The 16172-nt window shown below is 59.8% G+C and carries 14 protein-coding genes; 8 read left to right on the forward strand and 6 right to left on the reverse strand.

Annotated features, from left to right (window positions below; translation table 11 throughout):
* Positions 1–73: 73 nt before the first annotated feature.
* Entirely contained in the window at positions 74–2293 is a 2220-nt protein-coding gene (locus tag C1J05_RS09730; RefSeq protein WP_114870082.1) for a sensor histidine kinase NtrY-like, read from the forward strand.
* A complete protein-coding gene (gene ntrX / locus C1J05_RS09735; RefSeq protein ID WP_114870083.1) occupies positions 2286–3713 on the forward strand; it encodes a nitrogen assimilation response regulator NtrX in 1428 nt (475 codons plus the stop codon). Before C1J05_RS09730 ends, ntrX begins: the two co-directional genes overlap by 8 nt.
* 13 nt (positions 3714–3726) lie before the next feature.
* Here ntrX and C1J05_RS09740 read toward each other — a convergent pair whose 3' ends face one another.
* Positions 3727–4197, reverse strand: a complete 471-nt coding sequence (locus C1J05_RS09740) for a hypothetical protein (RefSeq protein WP_114870084.1) — start codon at positions 4195–4197, stop codon at positions 3727–3729.
* 155 nt (positions 4198–4352) lie between these two features.
* On the opposite strand from C1J05_RS09740, the gene trkA reads away from it, so the two are divergent.
* From trkA to hflX, 4 genes are all read left to right on the forward strand, one after another.
* Positions 4353–5729 (forward strand): Trk system potassium transporter TrkA, encoded by a 1377-nt coding sequence (trkA, locus tag C1J05_RS09745; RefSeq protein ID WP_114870085.1) that lies wholly within the window; start codon positions 4353–4355, stop codon positions 5727–5729.
* A 3-nt stretch (positions 5730–5732) separates the two neighbouring features.
* Complete coding sequence (locus C1J05_RS09750; protein ID WP_114870086.1) at positions 5733–7280, forward strand: TrkH family potassium uptake protein; 1548 nt, start codon at positions 5733–5735, stop codon at positions 7278–7280.
* A gap of 151 nt (positions 7281–7431) precedes the next feature.
* On the forward strand, positions 7432–7671 hold the full coding sequence (gene hfq / locus C1J05_RS09755; RefSeq protein WP_007119530.1) for an RNA chaperone Hfq: 240 nt from the start codon (positions 7432–7434) through the stop codon (positions 7669–7671).
* Positions 7671–8942, forward strand: a complete 1272-nt coding sequence (gene hflX, locus C1J05_RS09760) for a GTPase HflX (RefSeq protein ID WP_114870087.1) — start codon at positions 7671–7673, stop codon at positions 8940–8942. Before hfq ends, hflX begins: the two co-directional genes overlap by 1 nt.
* Before the next feature lie 41 nt (positions 8943–8983).
* Here the strand turns inward: hflX and C1J05_RS09765 are convergent, their stop codons facing one another.
* The gene (locus C1J05_RS09765) at positions 8984–9424 is read right to left on the reverse strand and encodes a hypothetical protein (RefSeq protein WP_114870088.1); all 441 of its coding nucleotides are present in this window, start codon (positions 9422–9424) and stop codon (positions 8984–8986) included.
* 224 nt (positions 9425–9648) lie between these two features.
* Positions 9649–12126, reverse strand: coding sequence for a penicillin acylase family protein (locus C1J05_RS09770; protein WP_114870089.1), 2478 nt, complete (start codon positions 12124–12126; stop codon positions 9649–9651).
* An 83-nt stretch (positions 12127–12209) separates the two neighbouring features.
* Here C1J05_RS09770 and C1J05_RS09775 point away from each other — a divergent pair, with 83 nt between their 5' ends.
* On the forward strand, positions 12210–13082 hold the full coding sequence (locus C1J05_RS09775) for an NAD(P)-dependent oxidoreductase (RefSeq protein ID WP_114870090.1): 873 nt from the start codon (positions 12210–12212) through the stop codon (positions 13080–13082).
* Positions 13083–13163: 81 nt separating this feature from the next.
* Here C1J05_RS09775 and C1J05_RS09780 read toward each other — a convergent pair whose 3' ends face one another.
* The 3 genes from C1J05_RS09780 to hemB all read right to left on the reverse strand — a co-directional run bounded on the left by C1J05_RS09780 (position 13164) and on the right by hemB (position 15527).
* The gene (locus C1J05_RS09780) at positions 13164–13739 is read right to left on the reverse strand and encodes a YSC84-related protein (protein ID WP_114872239.1); all 576 of its coding nucleotides are present in this window, start codon (positions 13737–13739) and stop codon (positions 13164–13166) included.
* A 135-nt stretch (positions 13740–13874) separates the two neighbouring features.
* Positions 13875–14483, reverse strand: coding sequence for a DJ-1/PfpI family protein (locus C1J05_RS09785; RefSeq protein WP_114870091.1), 609 nt, complete (start codon positions 14481–14483; stop codon positions 13875–13877).
* 36 nt (positions 14484–14519) lie between these two features.
* On the reverse strand, positions 14520–15527 hold the full coding sequence (hemB, locus tag C1J05_RS09790; RefSeq protein WP_114872240.1) for a porphobilinogen synthase: 1008 nt from the start codon (positions 15525–15527) through the stop codon (positions 14520–14522).
* 118 nt (positions 15528–15645) lie between these two features.
* On the opposite strand from hemB, the gene C1J05_RS09795 reads away from it, so the two are divergent.
* Positions 15646–16170, forward strand: coding sequence for a component of SufBCD complex (locus tag C1J05_RS09795; RefSeq protein WP_114870092.1), 525 nt, complete (start codon positions 15646–15648; stop codon positions 16168–16170).
* The last annotated feature ends 2 nt before the right edge of the window (positions 16171–16172 follow it).

A 16172-nucleotide genomic window follows, 5' to 3' on the forward strand; every position in this document is an offset into this window, starting at 1 on the left:
ATCAATAAGGATAGCGCGGGTGGCAACCCGGTCACGCGATAGCCATTGGATAAAATTCGCCCGTTTGCGGCGGATGCGCCGCGTGCAGAACGCGGCGACGCTGGGTCTGGTCATTCTGGGTCCGGCTTTGGCGCTTGCGACATTCCTTATTCTGGGGCCGTTTGATCAGGGGTCCGGCTCGCCTTCGCTGCGTCTGATTCTGCTGGCCGATCTGGTGTATGTTCTGGTTGTCGCCACGCTGGTTCTGGGGCAGGTGGCCCGGCTTGTTTCGGCGCGACGGGCAAAATCGGCGGGTTCTCGCCTGCATTTGCGGCTGACCGGTGCCTTTGCGCTGCTGGCGCTGATCCCCACTGTGACCGTCGCGGTGTTTGCCGTGTTGACCGTGAATATCGGTCTGGAAGGCTGGTTTTCGGACCGGGTGCGCGAGGTTGTCGGCAATTCGCTGGCCGCCGCCGAAGCCTATGAAGGCGAACAGCGCGAGGATTTGCGCCAGGATGCACAGGTTCTGGCACGGTTTCTGGATCGCGAACGCACCCGTCTTGTGTTTCTGGACGAGGCCGAACTGCGCCAGATGCTGACCCAGGGCCAGAACCAGATACAGCGCGGCCTGCGCGAGGCATATGTTATTGACGGAACAGGCGAAATTCGCGTGCGGGGCGAACGATCATACCTGTTCGATTATGATCGGCCAACGCAATCCCAGATCGAACAGGCCAATGCCGAAGGCATGGTGATCATAGAGGATTGGGAAAACAGCGAATTCCGGGCGCTGGTGCGCATGGACGCCTTTGTTGATCGCTACCTGTTTGTAAGCCGTGACGTGGATGGTGAAATTCTCAGTCTGCTGGACGAAACGCAGGAAACTGTCCGCCTTTACCACCAGCTTGAGGCAGATCGTGGCCGCGTTCTGTTTGAATTCGGCCTTTTGTACATCGGTTTTGCCGTGATTCTGATTCTGGCAGCCATCTGGGCCGGCCTCTGGTTTGCGGAACGTCTTTCGCGGCCTGTGGGCCGGCTGGCAGGCGCGGCGCAGCGGGTCGGGGCGGGCGATCTGGATGTGCAGGTGCCCGAAGAAGACGGCGATGACGAGATTTCGATGCTAGGCCGCTATTTCAACCAGATGACCAAGCAGTTGAAAGGCCAGCGCGAAACCCTGCTGGACAACACCCGCCAGATCGAACGGCGCCGCCGCCTGTTTGATTCCGTGCTGAGTTCGGTCACGTCCGGCGTTGTCGGGCTGGATGCCGAAGGCCGGGTTGCGTTTGTGAACCGGTCAGCGGAACGGTTGCTGGGCTGGTCCGAAGACCGCCAGTCAGTTGATCTGGCGGTCGCAGTGCCCGAATTCGGGCCGCTGTTTACTACCTTGCGCTCCACCCAGGCCGAGGTGACGCAGGATGAAGTCAAGGTATCGCGCGACGGACGGCTTGAAAACCTTCTGGTGCGCATGGCCACGCGGCGCAATGAGTCCGGCGGTCTGGAAGGCTATGTGGTGGCTTTTGACGACGTAACTGATCTGGTCAGCGCCCAGCGGATGGCGGCTTGGGGCGATGTGGCCCGCCGCATCGCGCATGAAATTAAGAACCCGCTGACCCCGATCCAGCTAAGCGCGGAACGCATCAAACGCAAATTCGCCCCGCAGGTGGGTGAAGACGGCGACAAACTGGAACAGATGACAGACGTTATTGTTCGCCAAACCAATGACTTGCGCCGCATTGTTGATGAATTTTCCAAATTCGCCCGGATGCCCGAACCGGACCGGCGGGTCGAAGACCTGACCCATCTGGTCAGCGATGCAGTTTCGCTTCAGCAATCGGGGCAGCCCGATGTCACGATCACCGCCACATTGCCCGATCACCCGGTCGAGGCGGAACTGGATGCAACTATGATCTCTCAGGCGCTGACAAACCTGATCAAGAACGCCGGAGAAGCCATTGAAACTTTGCAGGAAAAAGGTGCGTCTGATGGTCTTCAACCGGAAATTCGCGTCGGCATGACGCTGGACGGTATTCAGGCCTGCATCACGATTGCCGACAACGGCATCGGTCTGCCCGAAGATCGCGCGCGCCTGTTCGAACCTTATGTGACAACACGCAACGAAGGCACAGGGCTGGGCTTGCCGATTGTAAAGAAAATCATAGAAGAGCACGGCGGCACTTTGGTGCTACAAGACGCGCCTGTCTTTGACGGGCAAACCCACTTCGGAGCGATGGCGGTGATCAGGCTGCCCATCGGCACCGAACCCGATTTAAACCAAAATATGCGTAAAAAAGCGGAGCAGGAGACCCATGAGTGATATTCTGATTGTCGACGATGAAAAAGATATCCGTGAACTGATTTCGGACATTCTGGAAGACGAAGGATTCGCCACACGGCTGGCGGGCAATTCGGATGATTGTATGTCTGCGATCAATACAGAACCGCCGGCGCTTTTGATCCTTGATATCTGGCTGAAAGACAGCCGGATGGACGGGATCGATATCCTAAAGACGGTCAAACGCGACAATCCGGATGTGCCCGTGGTGATCATATCGGGCCACGGCAACATTGAAATTGCGGTCGCTGCGATCAAGCAGGGCGCCTATGATTTCATCGAAAAACCGTTCAATATCGATCAGTTGCTGGTTGTGATCCGGCGCGCGATGGAAACATCCCGCCTGCGCCGCGAAAACCAATCCCTGCGGCGCAAGGATGTCACCAGTGCCGAAATGATCGGATCAAGCGCTGCGTTCCGCACGCTGGTATCGCAACTGGACAAGGTGACGAAATCCAACGGCCGCGTCATGCTGACCGGCCCTGCGGGATCGGGCAAGGAAGTGGCAGCACGTTATATTCACGCCCATTCCAACCGGTCGGGCGCCCCGTTCGTCACGGTCAATTGCGCAGGCGTGGCCGCGGACCGGATGGAAGAGGTTCTTTTTGGCCGCGAAAGCCCCGAACGCGGGGTGGAACCGGGCCTGCTGGAACAGGCGCATGGCGGTGTTGTCTATTTTGACGAAGTGGCCGACATGCCCATTGGCACGCAATCAAAAATCTTGCGGGTTCTGGTGGATCAACAGTTCCAGCGCGTTGGCGGCAACGACAAGGTACGTGTCGATCTGCGTGTTATTTCAAGTACAAACAAGGACCTGGAAGCCGAAATTGAAGCAGAGCGGTTTCGGCAGGAGCTGTATCACCGCCTGAATGTGGTGCCGATTGCGGTTCCGTCGCTGGCCGAACGTCGCGAGGATATTCCGGTTCTGGCAGAGCATTTCATTGCGGCTTGCAACACATCCCAGGGCTTGCCGCTGCGCGAAATGACGGATGAAGCCGCAGCCCTGATGCAGACGATGTTGTGGCCGGGAAATGTGCGCCAGTTGAAAAACCTGATCGAACGGGTGTTGATCCTGGGAGAAGGCTCCGGCCCGATCGAGGCAAAGGAACTGCCGGCAGAAGACGACAAACCGGCAGAAGAGGGCCGTGTTGTCCTGTCGGGCGCACTGGCCACACTGCCGCTGCGCGAAGCCCGCGAAGCGTTCGAACGCGAATATCTGCTGACCCAGATCAACCGCTTTGGCGGCAATATCAGCCGCACGGCGAATTTTGTCGGCATGGAACGCAGCGCGCTGCATCGCAAGCTAAAGTCGCTGAACGTGGTCACATCCAGCAAATCCGGTGCGCGGGTGGCCCATGTGGATGAAAGCGAACTGGAAGATATGCAAGAGCCTGCGAACTGAGGACAGCAGGCCCTTATTCCACGTTAACGATCTGCCAACTGCCACCTTCGTTGCGGATGACGCAGGAATTTGCGGCAAGGGCAGGCATCGTGCGGGTTGCGGCAGGTGAAACACTGCCGGCAACTGATTGCGAACACTGTGGAATTTGCGTGCGCTGATAGCCTTTGGCAGCCATGCACTGATCCATCAGGCGCAGCCGCAACGGCGCGTTCACATCCACCGAATACACCCGGCCCGGACGCCAGAACCCCGGATAATAGGTGCAGTTGCCCGCCCCGTTGCACGACCGGTATCCGGGAACATACAATCCGGGATCCTGGCGCACCTGACTGGCCACAGGCGCATCGCGCAGGGCGGCAACCTCGCACTTGGTCTCTTCGGTCTGCATGCGTGTCACGTCGGCGCCGGGTTTGTAGTACAGTTCCAGCGGTGTGGCGCAGGCCCCCAGGGCCAGAAAAAACAGGGCAAACAGCAGGGATCGCATGGGTCTTGTCCTTATCGGGATGAAGCCGCTCCATGGTGCCGCAGCGGGCGACAAATGACAAACAATTTGACCCTTTCTAACCCTTCTGTCATTCAACAAGTTCAGAAAAACACGCTGTTCACGGTGGGTTTTTCGCACACCAAAGGGCATATGGTATGAAGGTCATCATTTGCGGGGCAGGTCAGGTTGGCTGGCAGATCGCGCGCCATCTGTCAGGCGAACGCAACGATGTCGTCGTCGTCGACAGCAACCCCGATCTGGTGCGCCGCGCCACCGACACGCTGGATGTGCAGGGCATTGCGGGATATGCAAGCTATCCCAACATTCTGGACCGGGCAGGCGCGCGGGACGCGGATATGGTCATCGCGGCCACCCATTCCGACGAAGTGAACATGGTCACCTGTCAGGTCGCCCATTCCGTCTTTGGCGTGAACCGCAAGATTGCCCGCATCCGCAGTCAATCCTATCTGGATGCGATCTATTCCGATCTTTACCGGCGCGATCACATGCCGATCGATGTGGTGATCAGCCCCGAACGCGAGGTTGCGGCGGCAGCCATGCAGCGCCTGTCGGCCCCGGATGCCTTTGACACTGAAATTTTCATGGAAGGGCAGGCCCAGTTGCTGGGGATCACGATCGAAGAAGAATGCCCCGTGGTGAACACACCGCTGCGCCAGTTGACCGATCTGTTTTCCACCCTGCGCGCCATTGTCGTCGGTGTCCGCCGCGATGGCACGCTGTTCGCCCCCGAAGCCAACGACCAGTTGTTTGTCGGTGATGATTGCTACGTGTTCAGCCATGTCGAAGACGTGCGCCGCACGATGGAAATATTCGGCAAGACCCACAAGAAACAGGACCGTATCGTGATGGTCGGGGGCGGCAATGTCGGCCTGACCGTGGCATTGCAACTGGAACAGCTGAAAACCCGCGTGCGGGTCAAGGTGATCGAAAAAAACCGGAAATGCGCAGAAATGGCCGCCGAGGCTCTGGAACGCACGATTGTGCTGAACGGCGATGGTCTGGATGCCGCCCTGCTGAACGAGGCCGGGATCAGCCGCGCCGATGCGATGCTGGCCGTCACGGATGACGACAAGACCAACATGCTGGCTGCCGTACGTGCCAAATCCGAAGGCTGCGCCTATGCCATTGCGCTGATCAACGATCCGACGCTGGTTCCCCTGATGGGGCCGCTGGGCATTGATGCCTACATCAACCCGCGCGCCACCACCGTCAGTTCGATCCTGCGCCATATCCGCCACGGACGGGTGCGCGGTGTCTATTCCATCGGCGATGCCGAAGCCGAGGTGATCGAAGCCGAAGTTCTGTCAACATCACCCATAGCAGGCCAGAAAATCAGTGATATCGACTTTCCCGAAGGCGTTCTGGTCGGGGCTGTCATGAAAAGCCACGAAGTGATCCGACCCACAGGCGATACCAGAGTGGAAGAAGGCGATGTCATTGCCCTGTTTGCGATGGCCAAGGATGTCCCCGAAGTCGAACGCCTGCTTCAGGTGTCGATCGATTTCTTCTGATCCATGCCCCGTTCAGCCAGCCCATCCCGTTTTCTGGACATTTTGCTGAACCTGCCGCTGTTTCTGTTGCTGGTCGGATGTGGCTCTGCCTCGATGTACGTGCCTGCTGCCTATTCGCTGATCCTGACCAATCACACGGATTCGCGCACCTTTTTCTATGCCGGCACGCTGGGCCTGATCACCACTGCCATGATTGCCATCGCGATGAGCGGCCGGCGCAGCCGGCACGGCACGCTTGGCCAGCTGATGTCGCTGTTTTCGATGTTCGCCTTTCTGCCCGTGCTGTTGGCGATCCCGTTCTATGACGCGCTGCAAACCACCAGTTTTCTGAATGCCTATTTCGAAATGGTCAGCGCCATCACCACCACCGGCGCCACCATGTTCGAAGATCCGACGCGCCTTTCGGGCGGGTTGCACCTGTGGCGGGCGCAGGTCGGCTGGATGGGCGGGCTGGTCATGTGGATCGCCGCATCGGCCATTCTGGCCCCGCTGAACCTTGGCGGGTTCGAAGTGACCGCGCGCGCCCAGCCCGGCCGGATGTCCGAAGCACGCGGCGACCGTGTGGGGCGGTCTGACCCGCGCACCCGGTTGCTGCGCATCACAATAGTGTTGTTTCCGATTTACGCCGGTCTGACGTTGGTGTTGTGGGTGTTGTTGTTGCTGGGCGGGGATACGTCGCTGGTGTCGCTGTGCCATGCCATGTCGGTAATGGCGACCAGCGGCATTTCCCCCATTGGCGGGGTGCAGAACGGCGCGTCGGGTTTCACCGGCGAGGCGGTCATGTTCCTGTTCATGCTGTTTGCCTTGTCACGTCTGACATTTTCCACCGATACCGTCACCACCGGCGGAACCGGCATTCTGTCCGATCCCGAATTCCGCATCGGCATGATGCTGGTCATTGGAGTGCCGGTTCTGCTGCTACTGCGCCACTGGATGGGATCGCTTGAGGTGCGCGAGGGCGACAGCCTGTTGAAGGCCGCACAGGCGTTCTGGGGGTCGATGTTCACGGTCCTGTCATTCCTGACCACCACCGGATTTGAAAGCGCCGACTGGGGCACATCGCAAAACTGGTCGGGCCTCAGCACGCCGGGCCTGATCCTGATGGGTCTGGCGCTGACCGGGGGCGGTGTGGCGACAACGGCGGGTGGCGTGAAACTGCTGCGGGTCTATGCGCTTTATCTGCACGGGTTGCGCGAAATGGAACGGCTTGTGCATCCTTCATCGGTCAGCGGCGGCGGCCAGCGCACCCGCCGCATCCAGCGCGACGGCGCCTATATCGCATGGATCTTTTTCATGCTGTTTGCCCTGTCTCTGGCGCTGGTGACGGTGGTTCTGACGGCTTTGGGCGTTGATTTCGAAAATGCCGTGGTCCTGAGCATCGCGACATTGTCGACAACCGGTCCCCTGATCCAGTCAGCGTCCGAGGCCCCCGTCAGCCTTGTTCAGCTTGGCCCGTGGGCCAAGGGCGTACTGTGCGCTGCCATGGTTCTGGGGCGTCTGGAAACCCTTGCCATTATTGCCCTTCTGACCCCGGATTTGTGGCGCAGTTAGCCGCAATAAGTTGTGCCCAAGATGCGACAATTGCGTTCGGAGCGTAACGGATTGTTTTTTGGGCTGGAAACTCCCCATTTGCCGCTACATACTGGTGTGTGCGAGGGAATACGCTGATCCGCAGCGTGAAAAAGAACAAAGGCGAGCAATAATGGCTTCGGACAGACAGAACCTTCAGGACGCGTTCCTGAACCACGTGCGCAAAACCAAAGTGCCCGTGACTATCTTCCTGATCAATGGCGTAAAGCTGCAAGGCGTGATTACGTGGTTCGATAATTTCTGCGTTCTTCTGCGTCGTGACGGCCAATCCCAGCTTGTTTACAAGCATGCGATTTCGACGATCATGCCATCCCAGCCGATCAGCCTGTATGAGGGCGAAGACGCCTCTTGATGGAACACGAGCGTGCCGTCACCCGCGCATGGGTGTTGCATCCTGACCTGAAATCAGACCATTCCCGCCGGCCCGCCGAACCGGCATTGGCCGAAGCGATTGCGCTTGCCGATGCGCTGGCCGAACTTCAGGTTGTCGGCGCCGATGTGGTACGCCTGCCCAAGGCCCATGCAGGCATGCTGTTTGGCAAGGGCAAGATCGAGGAACTGCGCCAGAAATTCGAAGCCGACGAGGTTGAACTGGTTCTGATCGACGGGCCGGTCAGCCCGGTGCAGCAACGCAATCTTGAAAAGGCCTGGGGCGTAAAGCTGCTGGACCGGACCGGTCTGATCCTTGAGATTTTCAGTGATCGCGCCCGCACCAAGGAAGGTGTGTTGCAGGTCGAAATGGCCGCGCTGTCCTATCAGCGCACACGGCTGGTGCGGGCCTGGACCCACCTGGAACGCCAGCGTGGCGGGCTGGGATTTGTTGGTGGTCCCGGTGAAACCCAGATCGAAGCGGACCGGCGCGCCATTGACGACCAGTTGGTGCGCCTGCGCCGCCAGTTGGACAAGGTGGTCAAAACCCGCACACTGCACCGCGCCGCGCGCGCCAAGGTGCCTTACCCGATTGTTGCGCTTGTGGGGTATACCAACGCCGGCAAATCCACCCTGTTTAACCGTCTGACAGGGGCCGATGTCATGGCCAAGGATATGCTGTTTGCCACACTGGATCCGACGATGCGGTCGGTTGTGCTGCCCGATGGGCCGGAAATCATCCTGTCGGACACGGTGGGTTTCATCAGCGATCTGCCCACCGAACTGGTCGCAGCCTTCCGCGCCACGCTGGAAGAAGTCCTGGGCGCCGACCTGATCTGCCACGTGCGCGACATATCCCATGGCGAAAGCGAGGCGCAGGCCCGTGACGTGATGGATATCCTGACATCGCTTGGCATTGATGAAGACCGGCCCCTGATCGAAATATGGAACAAAATCGATCTGCTGACCCCTGAGGCGCAAGAAGCCATGCGCGCCCGCGCCGCGCGCGACGAAACGCGCTTTGCGATCTCTGCCGTCACGGGCGAGGGGATAGATGACCTGCTTGCCGCCATTGCCGATATTCTGGTCGGCGTCAAAACCACCGAGACCCTGACACTGCCGTTTTCCCAAGGCAAGAAACGCGCCTGGCTGTTCGCGCAGGATATCGTGCAGGACGAGGCGCAGGGCGAAGACGGGTTTGACATCACCGTCCGCTGGAGCGCACGGCAAAAGCAGGATTTCGAACGGCTTTGATGCTGTCGGGTTTACGCCCAGACACCCCCGTCACGGCGCGATCAATGGCAATCGCCTTCCAGTGAAATGGGTTCCAGGAAAAAATCGTTCGGTCCGCCCAGAAACGGGATGCACGTAACAGTGCGTTGCAAAACCCTGTAGGAAAATATCATTTCAAAGGAATAAAGGCAGGTTTTCATGCCGCCATCGCCTTCGGGGCATTCGATGGAAAAGAAGATCCGCTTGACCTTGGTTTGATTGGGCAGATTGGGCACCGGTATCCAATCTGTCGTGGTGTGAATACGGCAATCTGGCCCGCACGGATCGGTATGTTTGCGCTCAAGATAACGCGCAAAAGCCTCTTTGGCCTTCAGAAACGCCTGATCCGCCAGAGCCTGATCATAGGCAGGGCATCCCGCGCTGATCGTGCCTTCGGACCCGCCGACGCCACTGGCAGACAGAAATTCGAATTTGTATTCCGTGGTTGGTGAAGGACATCCCATGGACGTCTCCTTTTTCAAAAGAAACAGCCCCTCGGGCGGGTATTATAGCGATTTTGAACGTTTTTGCCTGCGCATCGGCGCAAAATCGCCCAAACAGTCCGAAAGCTTCACCTTCACCAACCACGGTTCGGGCCGTGTCAGGCCCCGTCGATCTGGCGTTGGTTCTCTCCTTGCTTCAATGGCAAAGGGCCGGGCTGTGCCTGCAGCCCTGTCTATGCCGATGTTCACTCGGCCGGGATAAGGCGGGTCACGCCGACGGATGCGGCGCGGGCCAGGTTTTCATCCAGTGACATCGGGATGTATTCACCGCGCCGCCACAGCTGCGCCAGATCGTCATAGTGGCGCGACAGGAAATGCCCCGATTGACCGGTCGAGGTGACGAAAACCGAACTGTCGGGATCGGCAAAATCATAGACCCCGCGATAGGCGGCGCTGTGCACATTCTGGAACGGGTCCGGATCCTGCCCGCTGGTGCGCCCGCGTTGCAGCGTATTGTCGCCGCCGCTGGTGGACTGGCGGATGTTCACGAAATAGCGCAGCACCGGCACCTCGCCCAGAACCGGGTGATCATGGGTGGCCTGATGCGCATCGCCCCAGCGCAGGCTTTCCAGTGCGGGGCCGTATTTTTCACCGATCCAGACCAGCGCATCATCCAGCGCCAGCCGCGCCATGTCGGGGCAGGTTTCCACTGGTGCGCTTTGCAGAACATCGCACCATACGGATGCGCCATCCACGTCCCGAAATGCGCGTTCGATAAACAGCGGTTCCACATGGTCGAATTCAACCGCCAGCGGTCCCAGCTCATCCTGTATCAGGCGGGTTTGCAGCGCGCGCAACCACGCCGCATAGATCAGCGGCTCGGGCAAATGTTCGTTCATTTCACCATTCCAGCTGGCCAGCAATGTTAACGCGCGCTGGCGCTGGCGCTCGGCGGTACCATCGGGGGCCGCTTCGCCGGTGAACCATAATTCGGCCCCGATCAGCGGCAACAACGTTCGTGCCGTCGCACTGACCGGATCAAGCTGGGCCTCGATAAAACTGTCGCGGGTGTGAACCTGACGCGACTGCATCAGGCGCTGCCAGCGCTGGATACGCTGACTGTCACCCCAGACATAAGACACATGTTTGGGAAACGGGCGATCAATCGTCTTGTTGTTGGTATTGCCAAGGATACCGCCAACAGGGGCGATGAAATGCGGGTTGTCGCTGAAGGGCAACCGACCCTGCCAGCGGTTTTCGTGGCGCCACCCCGGCGAAGGCAACCGCCCCTGGCTTTGATGCTCGGCGTTGCGGCGCGGCATCGCGCCGATCGTTTTCATCGCGATATCGGACTGGTCGGCCAGCGTCAGGTTCTGCGAGGGGGCGATATAGTCTTCGCTCAGTTCCAGCCCGTCGCGCACGGTTTGCGCCCCCATCAGGGCGATTGCCGCACTCATTGTAGTGTCTTTGGGGCTTAGCGCGGTCCATGCCAGCGAAACAACGTGACCGGGGGGTGTGATGGTGGACAATCCGTAATGCGAACCGGGCAGAACCGGGCCGTTTTCCGTCCAGCGCAATGTCAGCGTGATCGGCGTGCTGTCCTTGATCTCGACAATGGATTTGCGGGTCACGAAGGGGCGAAACCCGGCGGGCGTCTGGTATTCTTCCGGATTGTCCGGATTGATTTTTTCGATGAACAGATCCTGATCGTCCAGATAGGACGACGTAATGCCCCAACCCAGTGTCGCACTGCGCCCTGTCATCACCACCGGCACGCCGGGAATGGTGGCCCCGATCACACCGCCAGACGCCAGTTCCAGCCGCGCCAGATACCAGATCGAAGGCGCTGTCAGGCCAAGATGGGGATCATTGGCCAGCAATGTGCCCCCCGATGCGCTGCGCGACGGGGCGGCGGCCCAGGCGTTCGACGCGCCGGCAAGGCCACGGCGTTTGAACGGCGACGTTTGTGTTTGCGGCATCGGGCTGGCCTGTGCGAAGCGCGGCACCGGGCCCGGTACAAGGGCAGAGTAACGGGGCAGGGCGGCAACACCTGATCCCGGAACATCAGGCAGGATATCACGCAACCTGTTTTCATCCGGCAGGATCAGCGACGTGCGCGCGCGCAATACCTCTTCCTCCAGATGCGAGGACAGTTGCAGCGCCATCAACTTGATGATCGCAATCGAATCTGCCGGCTGCCACGGGGCAATCGGGGCATTGAACACGAACATTTCCGGCGCGCCGCGCCCCAGCGCATCAATGTTGATTTCCGCCAGCCGCGAATTCACGCCAGCCGCATAGGCCGACAGGGCAGCGCGCGTTTCGGGGGTTTGCACCTCGACCGATTTGACAGACAGCGCGTAAAGGTCCAGCCGCCGCACCAGACTGTCGATGGATACGGTGCGTTCACCGAACAGCTCTGACAACCGGCCCTGCACCGTGCGGCGCAGCATTGTCATCTGCCACAGCCGGTCCTGCGCGTGGGCATAGCCAAGCCCGAAATACACATCCTTGTCCGGCGCATCCGGCGCAGCAAAGATATGGGGCACATTGGCGTTGTCACGCACCACCTCGACAGGGGCGCTGATATCGGCAACCCGCAGCGTCTTGTCGTAATCGGGTAGGGAACGGGACGCGAGATAATACACCACGACAGCCCCCAGCACGATCAGGCCGATCAGACCCGATGCAATGCGAAGCAGCCATTGGAACAGCGTTGGCATCAAGCCCCCTTTTCTTTACCCGTCATGGATGCAAGTTTAGCCAGACACAATGCGTAACCAAAAAGAATTCAAGGGGAAAGCACATGGCAAACGTCGCGTTTCTGGGTCTGGGGGTTATGGGTGGTCCGATGGCGGCCCATCTACAGGCAAAAGGCCACAACGTCACGGTTTATAATCGGACCGCGTCCAAGGCGCAGGCCTGGGCCAAGTCCCATGGCGGCCAGCATGCCGCGACCCCGCGCGAGGCGGCAAAGGGCGCTGAATTCGTGATGGCGTGCGTGGGCAATGATGATGATCTGCGCTCGGTCTGTCTGGGCGATGACGGCGCGTTTACCGGGATGGATGCGGGCAGCGTTTTTGTCGATCACACCACTGTTTCGGCGGCTGTCACCCATGAACTATACGCAACCGCCAAATCCGCCGATATCGCCTTTGTCGACGCGCCGGTGTCCGGCGGGCAGGCCGGCGCGGAAAACGGTGTGCTGTCGATCATGTGCGGTGGCGATGAGGCCGAATATGCCCGCGCGGAACCGGTGATGGCGGCCTATTCCAAAACCTGCCGCCGGATCGGCACCAGCGGCGCCGGCCAGATGACCAAGATGTGCAACCAGATCGCCATTGCCGGTCTGGTGCAGGGCCTGTCAGAGGCGCTGCATTTCGCGGAAAAGGCCGGTCTGGACGGGCGCGCCGTTGTCGAGGTGATCAGCCAGGGTGCCGCGGGCAGCTGGCAGATGTCGAACCGCTATGAAACCATGCTGGACGACAAGTTCGATCACGGGTTCGCGGTGGACTGGATGCGCAAGGATCTGGGCATCTGTCTGGACACCGCCAATGACACCGGCGCCAGCCTGCCGGTCACGGCGCTGGTCGATCAGTTCTACAAGGACGTGCAGAAACTGGGTGGCGGGCGCTGGGATACATCCAGCCTGATCAGACGCCTGCGCGCGATGGGGTAAACGGGCCTTCGGGTTCGGACCGGATCAGGCAGCAAAAAAGGCGGGCTAGATGCCCGCCTTTTCAAACCTAAAATCAAAGTCTTACGGAATGATCCGCGTGTATTTTGTGCCTTCCAGCGTCGCGCCGACCAGCAATCCGGCGCGGCCGAACACCGCCGCCAGAACCGGTGCTAGCGCGGTGGTGGTTTCGGCGGCCAATCCGTCGCCCTGATCGGAAATCACGTATTCCACACCCGCGCCCACGGCCCATCCGGGCGAACGGCGAAAATCCATCAGCGCGTCGTCTGTCATGAAGAACAGCACATGCGCGTATTGCTGGGCGCCGATCTGCAAACCGGCGCTGGCCTTGGTGGTGGAATAATAATCCACTGTCGTGCCGCCAACCCGCAGCGCACCGCGCCCATAGGCGCCGCCGTAGATAAACCCGGCTTCGGTCACCAGCGGCATCACCAGCATCCCGTTGGCCTTCTGGGAAAGGTCAACCGTGTTGGGGTATTGGCGGTACATCTGGTCAAGGGTTGCATCAACGCGCGCGTCGATCGTGCCGGGGCCGGAACTGCCCACGCCGTTGCCACATGCCGCAGTCAACGCAACGCCAGAGAATGCCGCAAGAGTAAACCCGCGCCGGGTCAGACGGGAGGAATCGTGATTTTTCATATGTTTTGCCTGTAATTGTTGCCTGTTCAGCCGGTTTATCCGGTCTTGTCGGCGTTTATACGCCGATAACGCCGATGTGTCACGCCAAAGAATGGCAATGGGCGGCATGCTGCCCTTTGGACGCCGAAGATCCGGTCAGACCAGACCGTGCGCCAGAGTAAACGGATCGCGCGCGGCATCGCGGTGCCATTCATATTCACAGATCAGCGCCACGTCTTCGGCCTGTTCCGTACCGTGCAGATGTTCGATCACGGCCAGCGTCATGTCCATGCCCGCCGACACACCGGACGAGGTGAAAAACCGGCCATCCTGCACCCACCGGGCCTGCCGCTGCCAATCCACGTCCGGACCCTGCGACACGACCCAGTCAAACGCCGCCTTGTTCGAGGTTGCGCGCCGCCCGTCCAGCACACCCGCCTTGGCCAGCAGGGCAGAACCTGTGCACACGCTCAGCACATATTCGGCCTGTTGCGCCGTGCGCGCGATCCAGTCCAGCAGATCAGTATCGTTCAGACCCGGCCGCACGCCCGGGCCGCCGGGTACAAACAGGATGTCATATTGTGTCCCGTCCCCGGTGCCGGCTTCGGCGATGGCGGCGAGTTTCTTCGCGCTGCGCACCGCGCCGCGATCCTGCGCCACAAGTGTCAGATCGAAATCATCCGCCAGATGGCCGAACATTTCCATCGGTCCAAACAGGTCCAGCAGTTCGAAACCGGGAAATATCAAAGCACCGATTGTGCGCATGTCGTGACCCTTTCAATTCGCGGGCAGGGCGCGTGCCTACCCCTTGGTCCCGTTCAAAAGACGCGCGGCATCCGGGGCGAAATAGGTCAGGATGCCATCACATCCGGCCCGTTTGAACGCCATCAGGCTTTCCATCATCACCTTTTTACCGTCGATCCAGCCATTCTGTGCTCCGGCCTTGATCATCGCGTATTCGCCCGACACCTGATAGGCGAATGTCGGTGCGCCAAAGCTGTCTTTGACGCGGCGGCAGATATCCAGATAGGGCATGCCGGGTTTGACCATGACCATATCGGCACCTTCCATCAGGTCGCGTTCGATCAGGCGCAGCGCCTCGTCCGAATTGGCCGGGTCCATCTGATAGGTTTTCTTGTCCCCGCTCAGCGCGCCCGACGCGCCGACCGCATCCCGGAACGGCCCGTAAAACGCACTGGCGTATTTGGCGGCATAAGACATCACCATGACGTTGTGGTGCCCGCCGGTTTCAAGCGCATTGCGGATCGCACCGATCCGGCCATCCATCATATCGGACGGCCCGATAATATCGGCCCCGGCTTCGGCCTGTGCCAGCGCCATTTTCACCAGCGCCGCAACCGTTTCATCATTCAGAATCTCGCCATTCACGACATAACCGTCATGGCCGTTGATGTTGTAGGGGTCCAGCGCCACATCCGTCATGACGGCAATATCTGGCACGGCGGCCTTGATCGCGCGTGTGGCACGGTTGGACAGGTTGTCGGGGTTCCACGCTTCGGCGCATTCTTCGGTGCGGTCTTTTTGTTCGGTGTAAGGAAACAGGCAAATCGCCGGAATCCCCAGATCAGCGGCCTGTTTAGCAGCCTCGACAATCCGGTCCACACTGCGCCGCATCACACCAGGCATGGAGGTCACCGGCTCTTCCACACCCTCGCCACTGCGCACGAAAAGCGGCCAGATGAAATCATCGGCGCTGAGCGTATTTTGCCGCACAAGCGCGCGCATCGGGGCGCTTTGACGGGTGCGGCGCAGGCGTGCGGCGGGAAAGGGGGCAACGGTCGGTTTCATCTGGATCACTCTGTTCTTGAACTTGTTTAGGCCTGACACGGAAAAACAGGCTTCACAAGGGTAGGAATTGCCGCGCCGCCCCGCTAAGAGAGGCAAAAGATTGCAAAGCAGGCTCCCCTTGGACTGGCACCAAACTGTATTTGAACTGATCGACATGCGTTCGTTTTCGAACCTGTGGTTCTGGATCGCATTGGCTGTGATGTGGTCAACCGCCAGCCACTGGGTCATCGGCGTTCCCTATGATCTTGTGCTGCGTGCCCGCCGGCAGGGCGGACAGGCCGAAACCGATCTGGAAGATCTGGTGCGTATCAATGTGAACCGACTGCTTTATGTCGCGCGCGTTTCGGGGCTGTGGCTTTTGGGGTTTGGCTGCTTTTTCCTGACCGCGCTGGCTATCACCGGGTTCATGTACGACGTCGAATTTGCCCAGGCCGTGTTTTTGCTGCTGTTCCCGATGTCGATTGTCGGGCTTTTGTCACTGTCAACGGCGCGGCTGATCGAAACCGAACATCTGGTTGGCGAAGCGCTGCACCGGCGGTTGGGGCGGCACCGGTTCTTCACCCAGTTTATCGGCATGATTTCGATCTTTCTGACCGCCATGTGGGGCATGTTCCAGAACCTGTCGCTGGGTCCGTTCGGCTGACA

This window comes from Sulfitobacter sp. JL08, assembly GCF_003352045.1.
GTDB lineage: Bacteria > Pseudomonadota > Alphaproteobacteria > Rhodobacterales > Rhodobacteraceae > JL08.